Annotated in this window: 16 protein-coding genes; 7 read left to right on the top strand and 9 right to left on the bottom strand. The window is 41.7% G+C overall.

What is annotated here, in order from left to right:
* The first annotated feature begins 49 nt into the window (after positions 1 to 49).
* Together QT716_RS12585 and QT716_RS12580 are read left to right on the top strand one after the other, a co-directional pair.
* Positions 50 to 1519: an amidase family protein gene (locus QT716_RS12585; RefSeq protein ID WP_317936425.1), complete on the top strand. Its 1470-nt coding sequence runs from the start codon at positions 50 to 52 to the stop codon at positions 1517 to 1519.
* A gap of 58 nt (positions 1520 to 1577) precedes the next feature.
* Entirely contained in the window at positions 1578 to 2738 is a 1161-nt protein-coding gene (locus tag QT716_RS12580; protein WP_317936534.1) for a DEAD/DEAH box helicase, read from the top strand.
* A gap of 42 nt (positions 2739 to 2780) precedes the next feature.
* On the opposite strand, the gene map is transcribed toward QT716_RS12580, so the two are convergent.
* The 3 genes from map to QT716_RS12565 all read right to left on the bottom strand — a co-directional run bounded on the left by map (position 2781) and on the right by QT716_RS12565 (position 4833).
* Positions 2781 to 3527 carry a type I methionyl aminopeptidase gene (gene map, locus QT716_RS12575; RefSeq protein ID WP_317936424.1) on the bottom strand — a complete coding sequence of 249 codons (747 nt, stop codon included), beginning with the start codon at positions 3525 to 3527 and terminating at the stop codon, positions 2781 to 2783.
* An 84-nt stretch (positions 3528 to 3611) separates the two neighbouring features.
* Positions 3612 to 3977, bottom strand: a complete 366-nt coding sequence (locus QT716_RS12570; protein ID WP_317936423.1) for a DUF4870 domain-containing protein — start codon at positions 3975 to 3977, stop codon at positions 3612 to 3614.
* 112 nt (positions 3978 to 4089) lie between these two features.
* Positions 4090 to 4833, bottom strand: coding sequence for a hypothetical protein (locus QT716_RS12565; RefSeq protein ID WP_317936422.1), 744 nt, complete (start codon positions 4831 to 4833; stop codon positions 4090 to 4092).
* 203 nt (positions 4834 to 5036) lie between these two features.
* Between QT716_RS12565 and QT716_RS12560 the strand changes: the two genes are divergently transcribed.
* Positions 5037 to 5582, top strand: a complete 546-nt coding sequence (locus QT716_RS12560; protein ID WP_317936421.1) for a GNAT family N-acetyltransferase — start codon at positions 5037 to 5039, stop codon at positions 5580 to 5582.
* 124 nt (positions 5583 to 5706) lie between these two features.
* On the opposite strand, the gene QT716_RS12555 is transcribed toward QT716_RS12560, so the two are convergent.
* From QT716_RS12555 to QT716_RS12545, 3 genes are all read right to left on the bottom strand, one after another.
* Complete coding sequence (locus QT716_RS12555) at positions 5707 to 6288, bottom strand: beta-class carbonic anhydrase (RefSeq protein WP_317936420.1); 582 nt, start codon at positions 6286 to 6288, stop codon at positions 5707 to 5709.
* A 109-nt stretch (positions 6289 to 6397) separates the two neighbouring features.
* The gene (locus QT716_RS12550; protein WP_317936419.1) at positions 6398 to 6538 is read right to left on the bottom strand and encodes a hypothetical protein; all 141 of its coding nucleotides are present in this window, start codon (positions 6536 to 6538) and stop codon (positions 6398 to 6400) included.
* 100 nt (positions 6539 to 6638) lie between these two features.
* On the bottom strand, positions 6639 to 7871 hold the full coding sequence (locus QT716_RS12545; RefSeq protein ID WP_317936418.1) for an aminopeptidase: 1233 nt from the start codon (positions 7869 to 7871) through the stop codon (positions 6639 to 6641).
* Between the two features lie 188 nt (positions 7872 to 8059).
* On the opposite strand from QT716_RS12545, the gene motA reads away from it, so the two are divergent.
* Positions 8060 to 8875, top strand: a complete 816-nt coding sequence (motA, locus tag QT716_RS12540) for a flagellar motor stator protein MotA (protein WP_317936417.1) — start codon at positions 8060 to 8062, stop codon at positions 8873 to 8875.
* Complete coding sequence (motB, locus tag QT716_RS12535) at positions 8859 to 9617, top strand: flagellar motor protein MotB (protein ID WP_317936416.1); 759 nt, start codon at positions 8859 to 8861, stop codon at positions 9615 to 9617. The genes motA and motB overlap by 17 nt, the downstream gene beginning before the upstream one ends.
* 70 nt (positions 9618 to 9687) lie before the next feature.
* Here motB and QT716_RS12530 read toward each other — a convergent pair whose 3' ends face one another.
* Entirely contained in the window at positions 9688 to 9909 is a 222-nt protein-coding gene (locus QT716_RS12530) for a DUF1128 domain-containing protein (protein ID WP_317936415.1), read from the bottom strand.
* A gap of 42 nt (positions 9910 to 9951) precedes the next feature.
* Positions 9952 to 11328, bottom strand: coding sequence for an alanine/glycine:cation symporter family protein (locus QT716_RS12525; protein WP_317936414.1), 1377 nt, complete (start codon positions 11326 to 11328; stop codon positions 9952 to 9954).
* A 240-nt stretch (positions 11329 to 11568) separates the two neighbouring features.
* Between QT716_RS12525 and QT716_RS12520 the strand changes: the two genes are divergently transcribed.
* Complete coding sequence (locus QT716_RS12520; protein ID WP_317936413.1) at positions 11569 to 11931, top strand: YtxH domain-containing protein; 363 nt, start codon at positions 11569 to 11571, stop codon at positions 11929 to 11931.
* 29 nt (positions 11932 to 11960) lie between these two features.
* Positions 11961 to 12992 (top strand): YihY/virulence factor BrkB family protein, encoded by a 1032-nt coding sequence (locus QT716_RS12515; protein ID WP_317936412.1) that lies wholly within the window; start codon positions 11961 to 11963, stop codon positions 12990 to 12992.
* A gap of 17 nt (positions 12993 to 13009) precedes the next feature.
* On the opposite strand, the gene QT716_RS12510 is transcribed toward QT716_RS12515, so the two are convergent.
* Positions 13010 to 14914, bottom strand: coding sequence for a heavy metal translocating P-type ATPase (locus QT716_RS12510; RefSeq protein WP_317936411.1), 1905 nt, complete (start codon positions 14912 to 14914; stop codon positions 13010 to 13012).
* Positions 14915 to 15133: the final 219 nt, after the last annotated feature.

The following is a 15133-nucleotide window of genomic DNA, read 5'->3' as shown; positions in this document are numbered from 1 at the left end:
CCTTAACCGGTTTTCTCATACTACTAGATGATTGAAGAAAGGAGCAAAAATGGAAAACAACCAATCTATTCGAAATCGATTCCAATGGGTGACAGAAGCTTCAATACCCATGATTCAAACTGCATTAGAAGAGGAAACACTGACCTCTGAAGAATTAGTGCTGTTCTACTTGGACCGGATCTCAACAGAAGGCCAAACGAGTAATGCGGTTTTGGAAGTCAATCCGCATGCAGTGCAAATTGCGCAAGCACTGGATTACGAAAGAACGCTATCAGGGAAACGCTCGGTGCTGCATGGTATTCCTATTTTGCTGAAAGACAATATGGACACTGGTGACGCAATGCATACAAGTGCAGGAACCTTGGCGCTGGCCGACTACTATGCCGAACAAGATGCTTTTTTAGTTAAACAGCTGAGAAAAGCGGGGGCCGTGATTTTAGGGAAAACAAATATGACGGAACTGGCGAACTTCATGTCCGATCAGATGCCAAATGGATGGAGCTCACGCGGCGGCCAAGTACACAATCCGCATGGTGAGTTTGAAGTCGGTGGTTCGAGCTCGGGAGCTGCAGCAGCAGCTGCAACAAGTTTAGCATCGGCCTCCATTGGAACCGAGACGACAGGGTCGATTATCCATCCAGCTTCACAGAACGGTGTTGTTGGACTTAAACCGACGATAGGCGCTATCAGTCGAAACGGGATTATTCCTTTATCCATCACACAAGATACTCCTGGCCCTATGACACGGACGGTGACAGACGCTGCACTTATTTTTCAAGCGTTACTTGGTTACGATCCAGAGGACCCCATCACAATCTATTCTAAAAAGTATGCCTCAGTTAACTGGATGGAGTGCTTAAAGAAAGACGCACTACAAGGAGTTAGAATAGGGATTGCCAGTTCGATATTCAGAAACGAAGTGTCCGAGGAACGAATGGAATTATTTAAAGATGCGCTGATGACACTGGAACAATTGGGTGCAGAAGTTGTTCCAGACATCGACATTGGAACGCAGGAGGATGATCTTGCTTATAATGTGCTATTACATGAATGCAAAGCCGCTTTCAATTCCTATTTAGGAAAAACGGCGGAAACAAATCCGATTCGTTCGATAGATGACCTACTTGAATTCAACAAAAAACATGCAAAACAAACGTTACGCTATGGACAAGAACTACTCGAGACGATAAATTCACGCAGCGGCACGCTGACTGAACCACAGTACATTGAGGCATTGATGCGCAATCGACATTTAGCAGAGGGCATAGCTCTTGGTAAAGCATTGAAAGATAACCATGTCGATATTTTAGCCTTTCCACAAGACCACGGGTGCAGTTTGCAAGCTGCAGCTGGTTATCCATCCATCACAATTCCAGCGGCAGTTTCAAGGTCGGGGGAGCCATTTGGGCTAACATTTACAGGGACTGCCTATTCAGAACCCGCGTTACTTGGATATGCCTATGCTTTTGAACAACAGACACAGTCTAGACGTCTATTGAATTCGTCTAATAAGAAATAAACAAGCAAAGGCAGGAGTATGGTAAACTGAAAAGAAGAGAGCGAAAGTGGGGATGGAAATGTCCTTTTTAGAAGGAATGAGTCAAGAAGTTAAAGAAAAATGGAAATTTGAAAACGTTATGCCGATACAAGAACAAATGATTCCAGAAATGCTGGCCGGTCGGGATGTAGTAGCGGAATCTCCAACAGGTTCAGGCAAAACATTAGCGTATGTACTGCCGCTATTAGAGTTGACAGATGGTACAAAACAGCAAACGCAAGCGCTAATTATCACACCTTCTCAGGAATTATCGATGCAGATTGTCAACGTAATCCGAGAATGGACAGAAGGTACACCTGTCACTGTCACACAACTGATTGGCGGGGCTAATATGCAGCGTCAAATTGAAAAACTGAAAAAGAAACCGACGATTGTAGTCGGAACACCGGGGCGTCTAGCTGAGTTGATAAAAAACAAAAAGCTGAAAATGGGTGACATTCGTCATATCATCCTCGATGAAGGAGATCAGTTGTTATCTCGTGATCATCGGGTTGGCGTGAAAAATATGATTGAGGCGGCTCATGAATCACGCCAAGTAGCGGTAGTGTCTGCAACGATTACTGAGGATATTGAAGACGTTGCACTCCGATTCATGAATAACCCGCTTCGTCTAAAAGTAACTGCAGCAGAAATGCCGTCATCCGGTAAAATTGTCCATTCGTATGTCAAAACAGAAATACGGGACAAAACTGATGTATTGCGTGGATTGTCCCATATACAAGGACTCCGCGCACTGGCATTCATCAACAACGTTGACCAATTGCGTATGAAAGAAATGAAGCTGCAATACGAAGGGGCTCCTGTAGCTGTCCTCTATTCAGATATGAACAAGTTCGAACGACAAGAAACGCTTGATAAGTTCCGTAAAGGGGAGATCAGGATCCTAATTGCAACAGACTTGGCGGCTCGTGGATTAGACATTGATGGACTGACACATGTCATTCACGTAAATGTACCCCATACTGTGGAACAATACGTCCATCGGTCCGGCAGAACAGGCCGCGCGGGTGCAGACGGGGAAGTCCTCACGCTGTTATCCTATCCTGAAGAGCGGGATTACCGAAAACTTGCCAAAGGCTACAAACCTGTTCAAAAAGTGTGGCACGGCGGCAAGCTGATTGAAGGGAATTCCAAAACAGTTAGCGGGCAAAAAACAGCACCCGCTAAAAAGAAGAAATAATAAAAACGCAGTGCATGAGTTACTCATGCACTGCATTTTTGCTTAAATTTCTGTCAAAATAATAGGCTTGTCTTTCGTAACGATAATAGTATGTTCAATCTGAGCTACGAGTGACTTATCAGGAGTGATGAACGTCCAGCCATCGCCTTCTTCGATAATATGCTCGGCTTTTTCAGAGATGAAGGGTTCAACAGCGATCACCATACCCTCTTTCATGATGGTCGGTTCCCAAGGATCGTAATAATTTAAGACATGCTGTGGTTCCTCATGCAACGTTGTTCCGATGCCGTGTCCTGTCAGGTTCTTAATGACCTTCAGTCCGTTGTCTTTCGCTTCACGTTCAACAGCTTTACCGATTTGGTTTAAACGTGAGCCGGCTTTCACTTTCGTCATGGCACGATCGAATGCACTCTTTGCAGTATCGCATAACTTTTGTTTTGCTTCTGTACTTGTGCCAAGTACAAAAGAGATGCCTGTATCTGCAAAGTAACCACCGAAAGAACCTGAGACATCGATGTTGATCAAATCGCCGTCTTTAAGAACGCGCTTACCAGGGATGCCGTGAGCAACTTCATGATTAACACTGATGCACGTATAGCCAGGAAAATCGTACTGATCAATCGGTGCAGAAACAGCGCCTTTTTCAGCAAAAAGTTTGCCTCCAAGTTCGTCAAGTTCCTTCGTTGTCATGCCAGGTGTAGCTGCTGCTTTCATCTCTTCACGAATTTCGGCTACAATTTTCCCGATTTTTCGAAGGGCAGCAATTTCTTCTTCTGTCTTTGCAATCATGTGAAATCCTTCTTTCTGTACATTCATTGTCACTAATTACTATACCATACTTCAGGAATACTACTCGAGAAGACGGTTTGACTTTTACTTAAACACTTTCACACCCTGCACCACGTTCCAAATGAGTACAATTAAAAATAATACACTGTACATCATCATGAACAAAATAGGCGCAGCGCCCCAAAAACCGAATGGACTGGTTGGTGACATCATGAATGGATCTTGGAAGAAATCGTAAGACTGCTGTCGCATAGGCAACAAACTGAAAAACGAAATTAGCGAAGCAGCTACTAATAGAATGGTCGGAATGAGATGTGAGATAAGTGCTCTTTTCGAATGGTACTTTACTTTTTGATTGTCAGCGACAAGCCAGACAATGAATGGCAGAAGAAGAGGAGCGAAAAATACACTGAAATAACTAAGAGAAGATAGTAATCTTGTCTGATCCATACTCGTTCAAATCCTTTCGTTAACACGCTTTATAACAGCATTGCCCAATACTCTACAAAAGCAACGGAAAGAATAACATTTTCACACAAACAAAGAGACTTTCTCCAGCTGATTAGTTTTGCTGGAGTGAAGTCTCTTTTATGTTTTTTGAACTTTGGGAAGGAGAACACATCATCATGCCTAACACTAATATTGTCATTAAAAAGAGAGTGGCAAGTGAAACGAATAATTCTTCCAATCCGATATTCACTATAATACCTATAAACACCCATATGAATACGTATGACATCATGCGTTCACAATGATGATAACTAAAATGCAGCGCCACGGCTGTTAATATAGTTAAGTTAAGGATGGTCCAAAGAACAGTACTAATTCCAAAACGATTCCACTCATCCAAAACGAGTAAGTAATTCGCATTGATGACAAAATCGAGTAATGTCCAAGAAAAATACAGTGAAACGGGTACCCGTTGGCTAAAGAGATTTTGTTTTTTGGGATACGTTCGATAGAGTGCATAAAGTGAAAATAACGCGACGAATGTGGATAGGCAAGCCCAGCCGAAAAAGCCGTAGTGCCATAATGGGAACCAAACTGTATTTGTTAAACAAGCAGTTATGAATAAAGTAACACGAAGTGTCGTCTTTGTTTCAGAAGTGTTGAACTTATAGATCCAATATGCGAGAAATATGAATATTACGGGCCGAATGAGTAAAGTGAAATCAGCAGGCATTAGAAGGATAGGTAATTTATGAGCTATTTGAATAGTTGTTAACCCGTTAAGCGGTGCTATATTTGCAACGATAAGTGCCGTTGTTAAAATCAGAAAAACAATGGATAGTAGAAATTTTTTCATGTAATGCCCTCCTCGTATCAGTATACTAGTTAAAAACACGTTATGAAAAAGGAATTATGAAGTTTTCGCAACAATTACCAAAAATACTGCGTATAGGACAGAAGATGTTGGGAAAAACATGGTATACTAAGCGAAAAGATGACATATCCGTGTACATATACGATTGAGAAAAAGACAACGATCAGACAAAGGGTGAATAGAGCGTGATTATACTTGAAGGCAGCACGTGTTACTTGCGAATTTTAACAGAAGAAGATGCGGTGGTGTTTACAGATCTTGTCTTGCGCAACAAAGAATATTGGACAATATTTGAACCCAGACACGACGCAAGTTACTATACGGTACCTATGCAAAAGGAAAAAATTCGCGAGTCCCTTTACCAAATGAGAGACCGACGCGAGTATAACTTCGGGATTTTTGATAGCGAAACGAGTAAATTAGTTGGACAAATCTCTTTATACAGCATTAAACGGCTGCCGTTTTCGAGTGGTTTCGTAGGATATTCCATTGACCACGAATGTGTTGGAAAAGGAATGGGGACAGAAGCACTGAAATTGATCACTCAATTTGGTTTTGAAACAGTCGGGTTGCATCGAATCGAAGCCTACGTTTCCCCCCGCAACCATGCGTCAATCCGAGTTCTTGAAAAAACGGATTTTGAGCGCGAAGGCCTTCACCGCAAACTACTTTACATTAACGGAGTGTGGGAAGATCATTATATGTATGCCCAATTAGAAGGAGATTATTGAAAAGGTAAGGCCGCGTGGCGATTTTTAAAAAGTCGCATCCGGATTCTGTTTAACTAAAAAAACACACCCTTTCAGCTTAAAAGGGTGTGTTTTTTTTGTCTATTTCCCGGGAAATAGTTAGAAATTAGTCATTTGATGGCTTAACGTCCTTATAACCGTCGTCAATTACATCAAGTTTTCCAGTGTCAGGATGAATGACAAGTCCGTGCACAGGTACTGTTTTGTCCATTAGAGGGTGATTGCGAACTGCATCAACACTTTGCTTAACGCTCGCTGTCACGTCTTTAAAGCCATGCAGCCATCCTTTAAGATCTACGCCAGAATAAGCAAGTGTATTAAATAAGTTTCTATTGATTCCACGATCCACCATTTTGTCAATAATCGACTCTGTATCTATAGAGCTCATTCCGCAGTCGTAGTGCCCAATTATGTAGACTTCGTCTGCTTGAAGTTCATAAACTGCAATCAGCAAACTTCGCATAATACTGCCGAACGGATGTGCAACAAGCGCACCAGCACTTTTAACGATTTTAGCATCACCATTTTTTAAATTCATAGCAGCTGGCAGCAATTCTGTAAGACGTGTGTCCATGCAAGACAAAATTACAATCCGTTTGTTTGGGAACTTTGTTGTTTCGTATTGTTCATATTGATGTTCACCTACAAATTTGTCGTTATGATCTAAAATAGTTGAAAGTATTGTCATTAGAAATCCTCCGTTTTTAAAGTGATGAAGTTTTATTAATTTATAGAGAAAAAGGGCGCCGTTTGGCCGCCCTTTTTAAATATCTCAATCGTCCATATTGGTGAAATGGTTAATAGCGGACGTCCGGTTTTGGATCAATTACTTCTGAATCATGCGAAACTAAAGAATCGTTCATATAATGGATCATGAACATCGCAGCGAGACCGAAAGTAACTGCGAAACCGATGATTGTTACGATAAGTAAGCCCATTATTAGTCTCCTCTCTTATTGGTAATCAGTGACTAATACTAGTATACCGCATTTTGATGAATAATTTAAGAGCCTTGAAGAACTTTATGTGAATGTCGTGTTAAAATGCCCAACTTCCATTACGGAAGACAGGCTCCTTAGTACCGTCAGCGAGAATTCCGTCGATATCCATTTCACCGGATCCAATCATGAAGTCAACATGAGTGATACTCTGGTTTAAGCCATTTTGTTCAAGTTCTTTGCGATCCATTTCTTTTCCGCCATCCAAGTTGAATGCATACGCACTTCCAATTGCTAAGTGATTCGAAGCATTCTCGTCGAATAGCGTGTTATAAAACAATAGACCTGATGCTGAAATTGGCGACTCATGAGGAACAAGCGCAACTTCTCCTAAATACTTTGCACCTTCATCCGCCTGGATCATGTTTTCGAGAACGTCTTGACCTTGACCTGCAGTGATATCCGTAATTTGACCATCTTTGAATGTAATCTTAAAGTCGTCAATGATTGTCCCGCCATAACTTAAAGGCTTTGTACTTGAGACCACACCATTTACCCCGGTTTTGAGTGGTGCAGTAAACACTTCTTCAGTCGGCATATTTGCCATAAATGTTGCGCCATCAGCATTTACACTGCCAGCTCCACACCATGTGTGTAATTCAGGTAACTCAATTGTTAAATCAGTTCCTGGCGCAGTATAATGAAGTTTGTGGTAATGTTTGCTATTTAAATAATCTACTTTTTCATGCAGTGTCTGATCATGTAATTTCCACTCTTCTACAGGATTAGCAGTGTTTGCGCGAACTGCTTTAAGGATGGCGTTCCACAACGCAGGAACTTGTTCAGATACTGGTAATTCAGGGAACACAAGTGACGCCCAATCGGCTGAAGGGGCTGCTATTACCGTCCAGCTGAACTTATCCGCCTGCATCATCTGCCGATATCGATCCAATGCTTGCCCGCTAGCTTTTTGAGCATCACGGATTCGAGATGCTTCTACATTTTTAAATAAGTCAGGGCTTTGTGAGACAATGCTCATAAATGCTGCCCCTTTTTCAGCAAGCTGTTCACGCTCTGCAATTTTCCATGATGGGAATTCAGAGAAAGAATCCGCAGGTGCTTGTTCATAGCGAATGCGTGAGACGACATCATCGCTCCAGTCGACAAATACTTGGCGCGCTCCTGCTGCATAAGCTTTTTCTACAATAATCCGGACAAAATCCCGGACGTCCGTTGAAGCGCTTATAAAGAGATATTGATTCGGCTGGATATTCACGCCTACTTTTACCGCGAGTTCTGCATAGTTCTGCAATTGCTGTTCAAATGTATTCAAGTCATTCCTACCCCTTTCGCAATCTATTTCTATAGTAACAATACAGGCTTGAAAAGTGCAAAAAGAAAGTTTTGAATCCGCTTACAAAATTGTAGCGAAAGTTTCCTGAGATTCTCAGTTGGAATTCCTAAAGAAATCACGAAATCTGACGAAATAAGAAGAAGAATGAAAGACATGGAGGTCTTTGCATGGATTTATCAACCGTATTTGGTTTAATTATCGGGGTTGTCGCAATCGTCGTCGGGATGTTTTTAAAAGGCGCCGCGCTTTCAAGCCTGTTGAACCCCGCAGCTATTTTGATTATTATCTTCGGAACTGTTGCATCGGTCGTGATCGCTTTTCCGATGAATGAAATTAAACGTATCCCTAAACTATTCGGGGTGATTTTTAAAGAGCAGAAACTATCTTCAGATGCAAATATAATCCGGATGTTTTCTTCTTGGGCAGACATTGCCAGAAGGGAAGGCTTACTATCACTGGAAGCCCAAACGGATTCAATTGAAGATCCTTTCTTGAAGAACGGATTAGGGCTTGCGATTGACGGTCAAAATGCAGATTATATTCGGGACGTTCTCGCTGAAGAGGTTGAAGCGATGTCGGATAGACATAGTGCCGGATCGCTAATTTTCTCCCAAGCAGGTACATATGCACCGACGCTAGGTGTATTAGGTGCCGTTATTGGTCTAATTGCCGCACTTGGAAATATGAATGATATTGACGCGCTGGGTCATGCGATTTCCGCGGCATTCATTGCCACGTTACTTGGTATCTTTACTGGGTATGTACTATGGCACCCATTTGCTAATAAGTTAAAGCGCAAATCAGCAGAAGAAGTTCGCCAAAAGAATATGATGATTGAAGGTATTCTTTCTGTGCTAGAGGGAGAAGCACCGCGTGTCATAGAACAAAAACTGTCATCTTATCTTTCAATGGAGGAACGTCGTAAGCTTGCGAACGAAAGCCCGAAAGGTAAGGAGGCTGGGGATTTTGCCGAAGAAACGTAAACGTAAAAGAGATGACGGTCACGTGGATGAGTCCTGGCTATTGCCTTATTCAGATTTACTCACCTTGCTTCTCGCACTATTCATCGTGTTATTTGCTTCCAGTACAATAGACGAAGCGAGATTTAACCAGATGTCTTCGGTCTTTAATGATATTTTTGACGGGGGGAGAGGGGTGATGGATAGTTCATCTCCGACAACCGTTCCTGTACCTCAAGATGACTTAGGCGGGGAGAATGAAAACTCCTCCTATTTAGAAGATCAGCGTTCTCTAGGTGAAATCCAAGATAATCTAGAAAACTATATCGCTGAAAACGAGCTGGAAGGACAGTTTGATACGAAACTGACTGAAGAAGGATTGCTTGTAACGATACGAGACAGTGTGTTATTTAGTCCAGGCAAGGCTGAAATTGACCACCAGTATCGTGAGCTCGTAGAAGACATTGCGAAGTTACTTATATTCGAAAAGCCACGTTCGATTGTAGTGGCTGGCCATACAGATAATGTGCCGATGCAAACCGGACAATATTCATCGAACTGGGAATTGAGCGTTATGAGAGCAGTGAACTTCTTGACCATTATTGCCGAGAATAAGCAAGTGAACCCTGTAGCATTCAGCGCAAAAGGGTATGGAGAGTTCCGTCCTATTGCAAAAAATGATACGGAAGCAGGACGTGCAAAAAACAGAAGAGTTGAAGTGCTCATTCAACCGCTTGTATTTAAAGATGGTTCAACAACTGAGTGATTCATAACAAAAAGCGGCTTCCCCTAATATAACTGGGGAAGCCGCTTTTGTTTGTATGCGTAACAGATGCTCAGTTGCGTAGGGATCCGAGTTCGGCAACGATTGCTTGCATTTCATTCGGTGTAATCGTATCGCGCTTCATCACCATGTTGTAGATGTATTGAAGGTCTTCATATTGTGAAGTACTGAAGTTCTCAGCTTTCATCGCGTCTACGTTCACCATACGCAGTTTTTCTTTAATTTGGTTGATCATATACGAAACGTTTTCAGGAGTTGGTTGAGTTAAGTCCATAGTAATTTCCGCCTTTCGCTATCTATGGACTTAATCATTCCATTATTTCGACTTACTGTCAACAGGAAGCCCAGCTTTTATGCGTTTCTCTTCTTCCATCTTCGCTTGGAATCGCTTAGATTCAAGCACAATCACTCCAGACAAGCCGAGAAGACCAATTAAGTTCGGAATGGCCATTAGACCGTTTAATACATCTGCCAGTGTCCAAACCACGTCCAAAGATGCTGTTGCTCCTACAAAGATGAAGAGAACAAATACAATGCGGTACGTGAAAACAGCTGCTGGGTTCGGGAATAAGTATTGGAAGCACTTCTCCCCATAGTAACTCCAGCCTAGAATTGTAGAAGTAGCAAAGAATATCAGCCCAATCGTGACTAGCATCGGACCAGCGCTTCCTAGGAACGTTCCAAATGCCTCGCCTGTTAAAGCGCCTTTGTCAATTCCTTTGTCCCACTGACCAGACATGACGATTGTAACTCCAGTAATTGTACAAATGATGAGTGTATCGAACAATACTTGTGTCATTGAAATCAAGGCCTGACGTCCAGGCATATCTGTTCTTGCAGCAGCAGCTGCAATTGGTGCTGATCCAAGTCCAGCCTCGTTTGAGAAAAGTCCTCGCGCAACGCCAAGTCGGATAACTGTTCCAATAGCACCACCTGCAATTGCCTCACCTGAGAATGCGTCACTAAAGATTAAGCTGAATGCTGCGGGAACTAATTCTAAATTTGTAATAATAATAATTGCGCCTGCAATAAAATAGAAAAGTGCCATAATCGGTACGAAGAAAGCAGTTACTCGCCCAATTGACTTGATTCCACCTAGAATAACGAGTGCTCCGAAAATAACGAGTGCAATACCTGTCACCCAGAAAGGGACATTAAATGCGTTGTTCATAGCATCTGCTACTGCTTTGGATTGAGTACCGTTACCAATTCCAAATGCTGCAAATGCACCAAAGATTGCAAACAGGACACCTAGCCATTTTTGCTTCAGTCCGTGTTCAAGATAATACATGGGTCCTCCAGCCATTTGGCCTTTTGAATCTTTCACACGGTATTTGACGGCTAGAACCGCTTCACCATATTTTGTGGCCATCCCGAAAATACCTGCGACCCACATCCAGAAAATTGCTCCTGGTCCGCCTGTGGCAACAGCACTTGCGACCCCGACAATATTACCTACCCCAACAGTAGCTGCCATTGCGGTCATCAGGGCTTGGAATTGAGAAATGTCCCCAGTCGCCTTTTTATCATGATTTCGAGAAAACACTTGTTTTAATGAGTATGGGAGAAGTCTAAATTGAATGAACGTAAGTCGGAATGTTAAAAAGATTCCTGTCCCGACGAGCAAGATAAGTAAGGGCGGCCCCCAAATTATATCACTCATTTTCCCCAATATTTCCAGCGTTTTATCCATCCCAATTCCCCCCTCTTAAATGGTTGTCTAAAGTATGCGTAGATGTTTCTAAAAAGAAGAAAATCCACCTCCTTAAAATTGTTATTCGTGCTAACTAAGTTGTATTAAGTATTAATATTGCGAAATTTCTGTTGATACGTCAAGAACTATTTTTAAAAGGACGAATCCAATTTGTTTGTTTTTTGCTTGCTAGGGTATAATACGTTAAGTAAATAACTAATAATTTTGGAGGTAATAATGATGGGGAATAGTAAACTAGGTAGATTTATTTTGTTTGGTGCATTACTTGGAGCAGCCGCTGCAATGATCGATCGTTCTACACGAAATACGATAGTAGACAATTCAAAAAAAGCGTCAAATGCCATTTCCTACTATGCTAAAAATCAGGATGAACTAAAACAAAAGCTAGTTGATCAGAAAGATAAGTTCCAAGCTGCGTATGAACAGCTCTCTGGCGACGTATCATACATTAAAGAACAAGTTGAGGAGCTTAAGACATTAACACCGCAAGTGAAAGAACTGGTTACAGATACAAAAGATACATTTGCAGACTCAAAAGAAGAGTACGAAACGATTATTAAAGAGTCACCAGCCACCTCTTAAACCTGATGTCTGGAAAGGAGTGACACGAGTTGAAAGAAGAAAACAATAAGAAAACGTCCGATGGGTCACCTTCTCTCGAAAAGGCCCATCAGGACAAAAACTACATAAACGAGATGTCTCATCGGGCTCATGACGAAAAAAGTGGATTCTCGGATACCAAATTAGGTGGATTTGTTACAGATATTCAAGATGGTGAACTTCACACATTTGATGTAAGAACGAAAGATGGTTTTTTAAAAGAACTGATTTTACGCATTAAGACGGTTGACGTGTCTGGTCTTGGAGCAGAGCTTTCTTACTTTTTCTTGCTTTCCATGTTCCCGCTACTTATTTTCCTATTTACTTTGTTGCCCTACTTAAACTTAGACCAGACTCAAGTCATGCTGTTCATAAGAGATTATGCACCAGCTGAAGTTGCTAAAATGATTGAAGATATTTTGAAAGAAGTACTTACGAACAAAAATGGCGGCTTGCTTTCTATTGGTATTTTAGCAACGTTGTGGTCGGCTTCTAAAGGAATGAATGCACTGACTAAGGCGTTGAACCGTTCTTATTTCAAAGAAGACTCCCGTTCATTTATCGTTCAAAGAGGGATGTCTATTGTATTTACGATTATGCTCGTCGTTGTTGTAATCGTAGCGCTTGTTTTACCTGTATTTGGCGAACAAATCGGTTCTGTTATCTTCTCTTATGTTGGATTTGAAAATGGATTTAATGAACTTTGGAATCAGTTGCGGTTCATATTGCCGCCAGTTTTAATAGCCGTAGTATTTACACTCATTTATTGGTTAGTTCCGGATATTAAACTTCCTTTTAAAACTGCATTACCTGGAGCACTATTCGCTACGGTAGGGTGGATTGTCACGACTCTTGGATTTTCATTCTATGTATCTAACTTTGGCAGTTACGCAAACACATATGGCAGTATTGGAACAATTATTATCCTTATGTTGTGGCTCTACTTCTCAGCCATCATTCTCATGATTGGCGGACAGATTAACGCAGTTGCAAAAGAAAGAGCAGAGCTACTACAAGATGAAAAAAGCAATGCCACGGTTTAAACCGGCGGCATTGCTTTTTACTTTGTTGTATTTAACATGCGCAGTCCGTTAAGGATGACCAAAATAGTACTTCCTTCGTGACCAATAACACCTAGCGGCAAATCGACAACTTGCATGAAGTTCGAAATGATCAGCATAACGATTACCATGATGGAGAAGAAAACGTTCTGTTTAACAATACGCTGCATTTTGCGTGATAGTTTGATAGCGTAAGGAAGTTTGGTTAAATCATTTTTCATCAGCACGACATCCGCTGTTTCAAGAGCGACATCGGTTCCTTCACCCATAGAAATACCACTTGTAGCAGTCGCAAGCGCAGGAGCGTCATTAATGCCGTCTCCAACCATTCCAACAGCTCCGTATTTCTCCATTAACTCTTTCACTTTTTGCACTTTCATATCGGGCAAGCATTCCGCAGTATACGAGTCGATGCCGGCTTGGGCGGCAATCGCCTTTGCAGTTTTTTCATTGTCTCCCGTCAGCATGATTGTTTGAAGACCTGCTTTTTTAAGTTCTTGAATTGCAGTAATGGCTTCAGGACGCAGGACGTCTTGCAATGCGGCAGCTGCCAAAATTCCATTCTGGTCTTTGATGAATAGTACCGTTTTACCTTCTTCAGATAGTGCGTACGCAGCCCCATTCTCAAATAGTTTAGCTTCTTCCGTTCCGACGAAACGAGGACTTCCTACGAGTACTTCACCTTCGGGTGGGAAAGCTCTTAAGCCATTACCAGGAACTTCTTCAATCTGAAAATCGCGTCTCATTTGAATAGCTTGGTCTTTAGCGTATGCTGTAATGGCCATAGCGAGGGGATGATTCGAACGAGATTCAATACCAGCTAATAGTGAAAGTGATTCAGTAGAAGACGCCCCTTCTCTTACTAGAAAATCGGTTACAACAGGTTTACCTGTTGTTAACGTGCCTGTTTTGTCAAAAACAATAGCCCGTAATGAGCTAAGGTGCTCTAAGTGAATACCGCCTTTAAATAACACGCCACGCTTTGCGCCATTCGAAACGGCTGCAAGTGTTGCAGGCATAATAGAAGCTACGAGCGCACAAGGAGAAGCGACAACCAAAAGTACAATTGCCCGGTAAAATGTTGTAGTCCAATCCCATCCGAATACAAAGTGGGGAAGGAAAAGCATAAGCGCTACAGTGAATAGAACGACCTTTACATAGCTGCCTTCAAATCGTTCGATGAATTGCTGGGATGGAGATTTTTCGCTTTGTGCATTTTGAACCATCGTAATAATCTTTTGAAATAAAGATTCGCTGCTTGGTTTTGTCATTTCCATTTCAATTACGCCGCTGATATTCACTGTTCCAGCAAATAATTCATCATCTATGCGTTTGTCTGCGGGAACAGATTCTCCGTTTATCGCAGACATATCGACAGAGGTATTACCATTTAAAATGACCCCGTCTACTGGAATACGTTCGCCTGGCTTAACAAGAATGCGCGCTCCAACTGCTAAAGAACTTGTCGGAACACTTACTTCAGAATCGTCTTCTAGAATTAGCCAAGCTTCTTCAGGTTGTAATTCCATGAGTGACGAAATCTCTTTGTGGCTTTTGTTCAATGTGTACGTTTCTAAAGCGCCACTTAACGCAAATATGAAGATCAAAACCGCACCTTCCGCCCAATACCCGATAATCGCGGATCCTACAGCGGCTAGAATCATAAGCATTTCCACATTGAGTTCCTTATTTGCAATCGTTTCCTCAATACCTTCTTTTGCTTTCGCGTAGCCGCCGATAAGAAAAGCTACCACATATAAGGAAATGGAAAATAGCTCCGAACCATTTTTACCGCTGAGCCAAGCCGCAATAATTAGCACTCCTGAAAGAATTGCTAAAATGAGTTCAATATGTTCTTTCCAATCAATAGACTTTGGCAGCTCTTTATTTGCATGAGTTGTCATAATACCCCTCCTAATTGAGAATGAATTTCACTTTCATTTACCTTATAAAAGACACAAAGTCGAATTCCACAGGGGAATCCGACTGAAATGAAAACTGTTACTACTTTATAATGACTATTAATAGTAGTATATCATACTTGAGAAATAAGTGTTACAAGAAAGAATAATTATTATGTATAGAGCTATAGATCACTTTTTAAAAAGGGAACTAGAAGGTAA

It is taken from the genome of Sporosarcina aquimarina (assembly GCF_033253705.1).
Lineage (GTDB): Bacteria > Bacillota > Bacilli > Bacillales_A > Planococcaceae > Sporosarcina > Sporosarcina aquimarina.
The sequence above is the reverse complement of the archived record's forward strand: the minus strand, read 5'-3'. Positions and strand labels throughout refer to the sequence as shown.

Bases quoted from the DNA above. Each gene is read 5' to 3' on its own strand.
- QT716_RS12585 (WP_317936425.1), top strand. From the start codon at position 50: ATGGAAAACAACCAATCTATTCGAAATCGATTCCAATGGGTGACAGAA.
- QT716_RS12580 (WP_317936534.1), top strand. From the start codon at position 1,578: ATGTCCTTTTTAGAAGGAATGAGTCAAGAAGTTAAAGAAAAATGGAAA.
- map (WP_317936424.1), bottom strand. From the start codon at position 3,527: ATGATTGCAAAGACAGAAGAAGAAATTGCTGCCCTTCGAAAAATCGGG.
- QT716_RS12570 (WP_317936423.1), bottom strand. From the start codon at position 3,977: ATGGATCAGACAAGATTACTATCTTCTCTTAGTTATTTCAGTGTATTT.
- QT716_RS12565 (WP_317936422.1), bottom strand. From the start codon at position 4,833: ATGAAAAAATTTCTACTATCCATTGTTTTTCTGATTTTAACAACGGCA.
- QT716_RS12555 (WP_317936420.1), bottom strand. From the start codon at position 6,288: ATGACAATACTTTCAACTATTTTAGATCATAACGACAAATTTGTAGGT.
- QT716_RS12550 (WP_317936419.1), bottom strand. From the start codon at position 6,538: ATGGGCTTACTTATCGTAACAATCATCGGTTTCGCAGTTACTTTCGGT.
- motA (WP_317936417.1), top strand. From the start codon at position 8,060: ATGGATTTATCAACCGTATTTGGTTTAATTATCGGGGTTGTCGCAATC.
- QT716_RS12530 (WP_317936415.1), bottom strand. From the start codon at position 9,909: ATGGACTTAACTCAACCAACTCCTGAAAACGTTTCGTATATGATCAAC.
- QT716_RS12525 (WP_317936414.1), bottom strand. From the start codon at position 11,328: ATGGATAAAACGCTGGAAATATTGGGGAAAATGAGTGATATAATTTGG.
- QT716_RS12520 (WP_317936413.1), top strand. From the start codon at position 11,569: ATGGGGAATAGTAAACTAGGTAGATTTATTTTGTTTGGTGCATTACTT.
- QT716_RS12510 (WP_317936411.1), bottom strand. From the start codon at position 14,914: ATGACAACTCATGCAAATAAAGAGCTGCCAAAGTCTATTGATTGGAAA.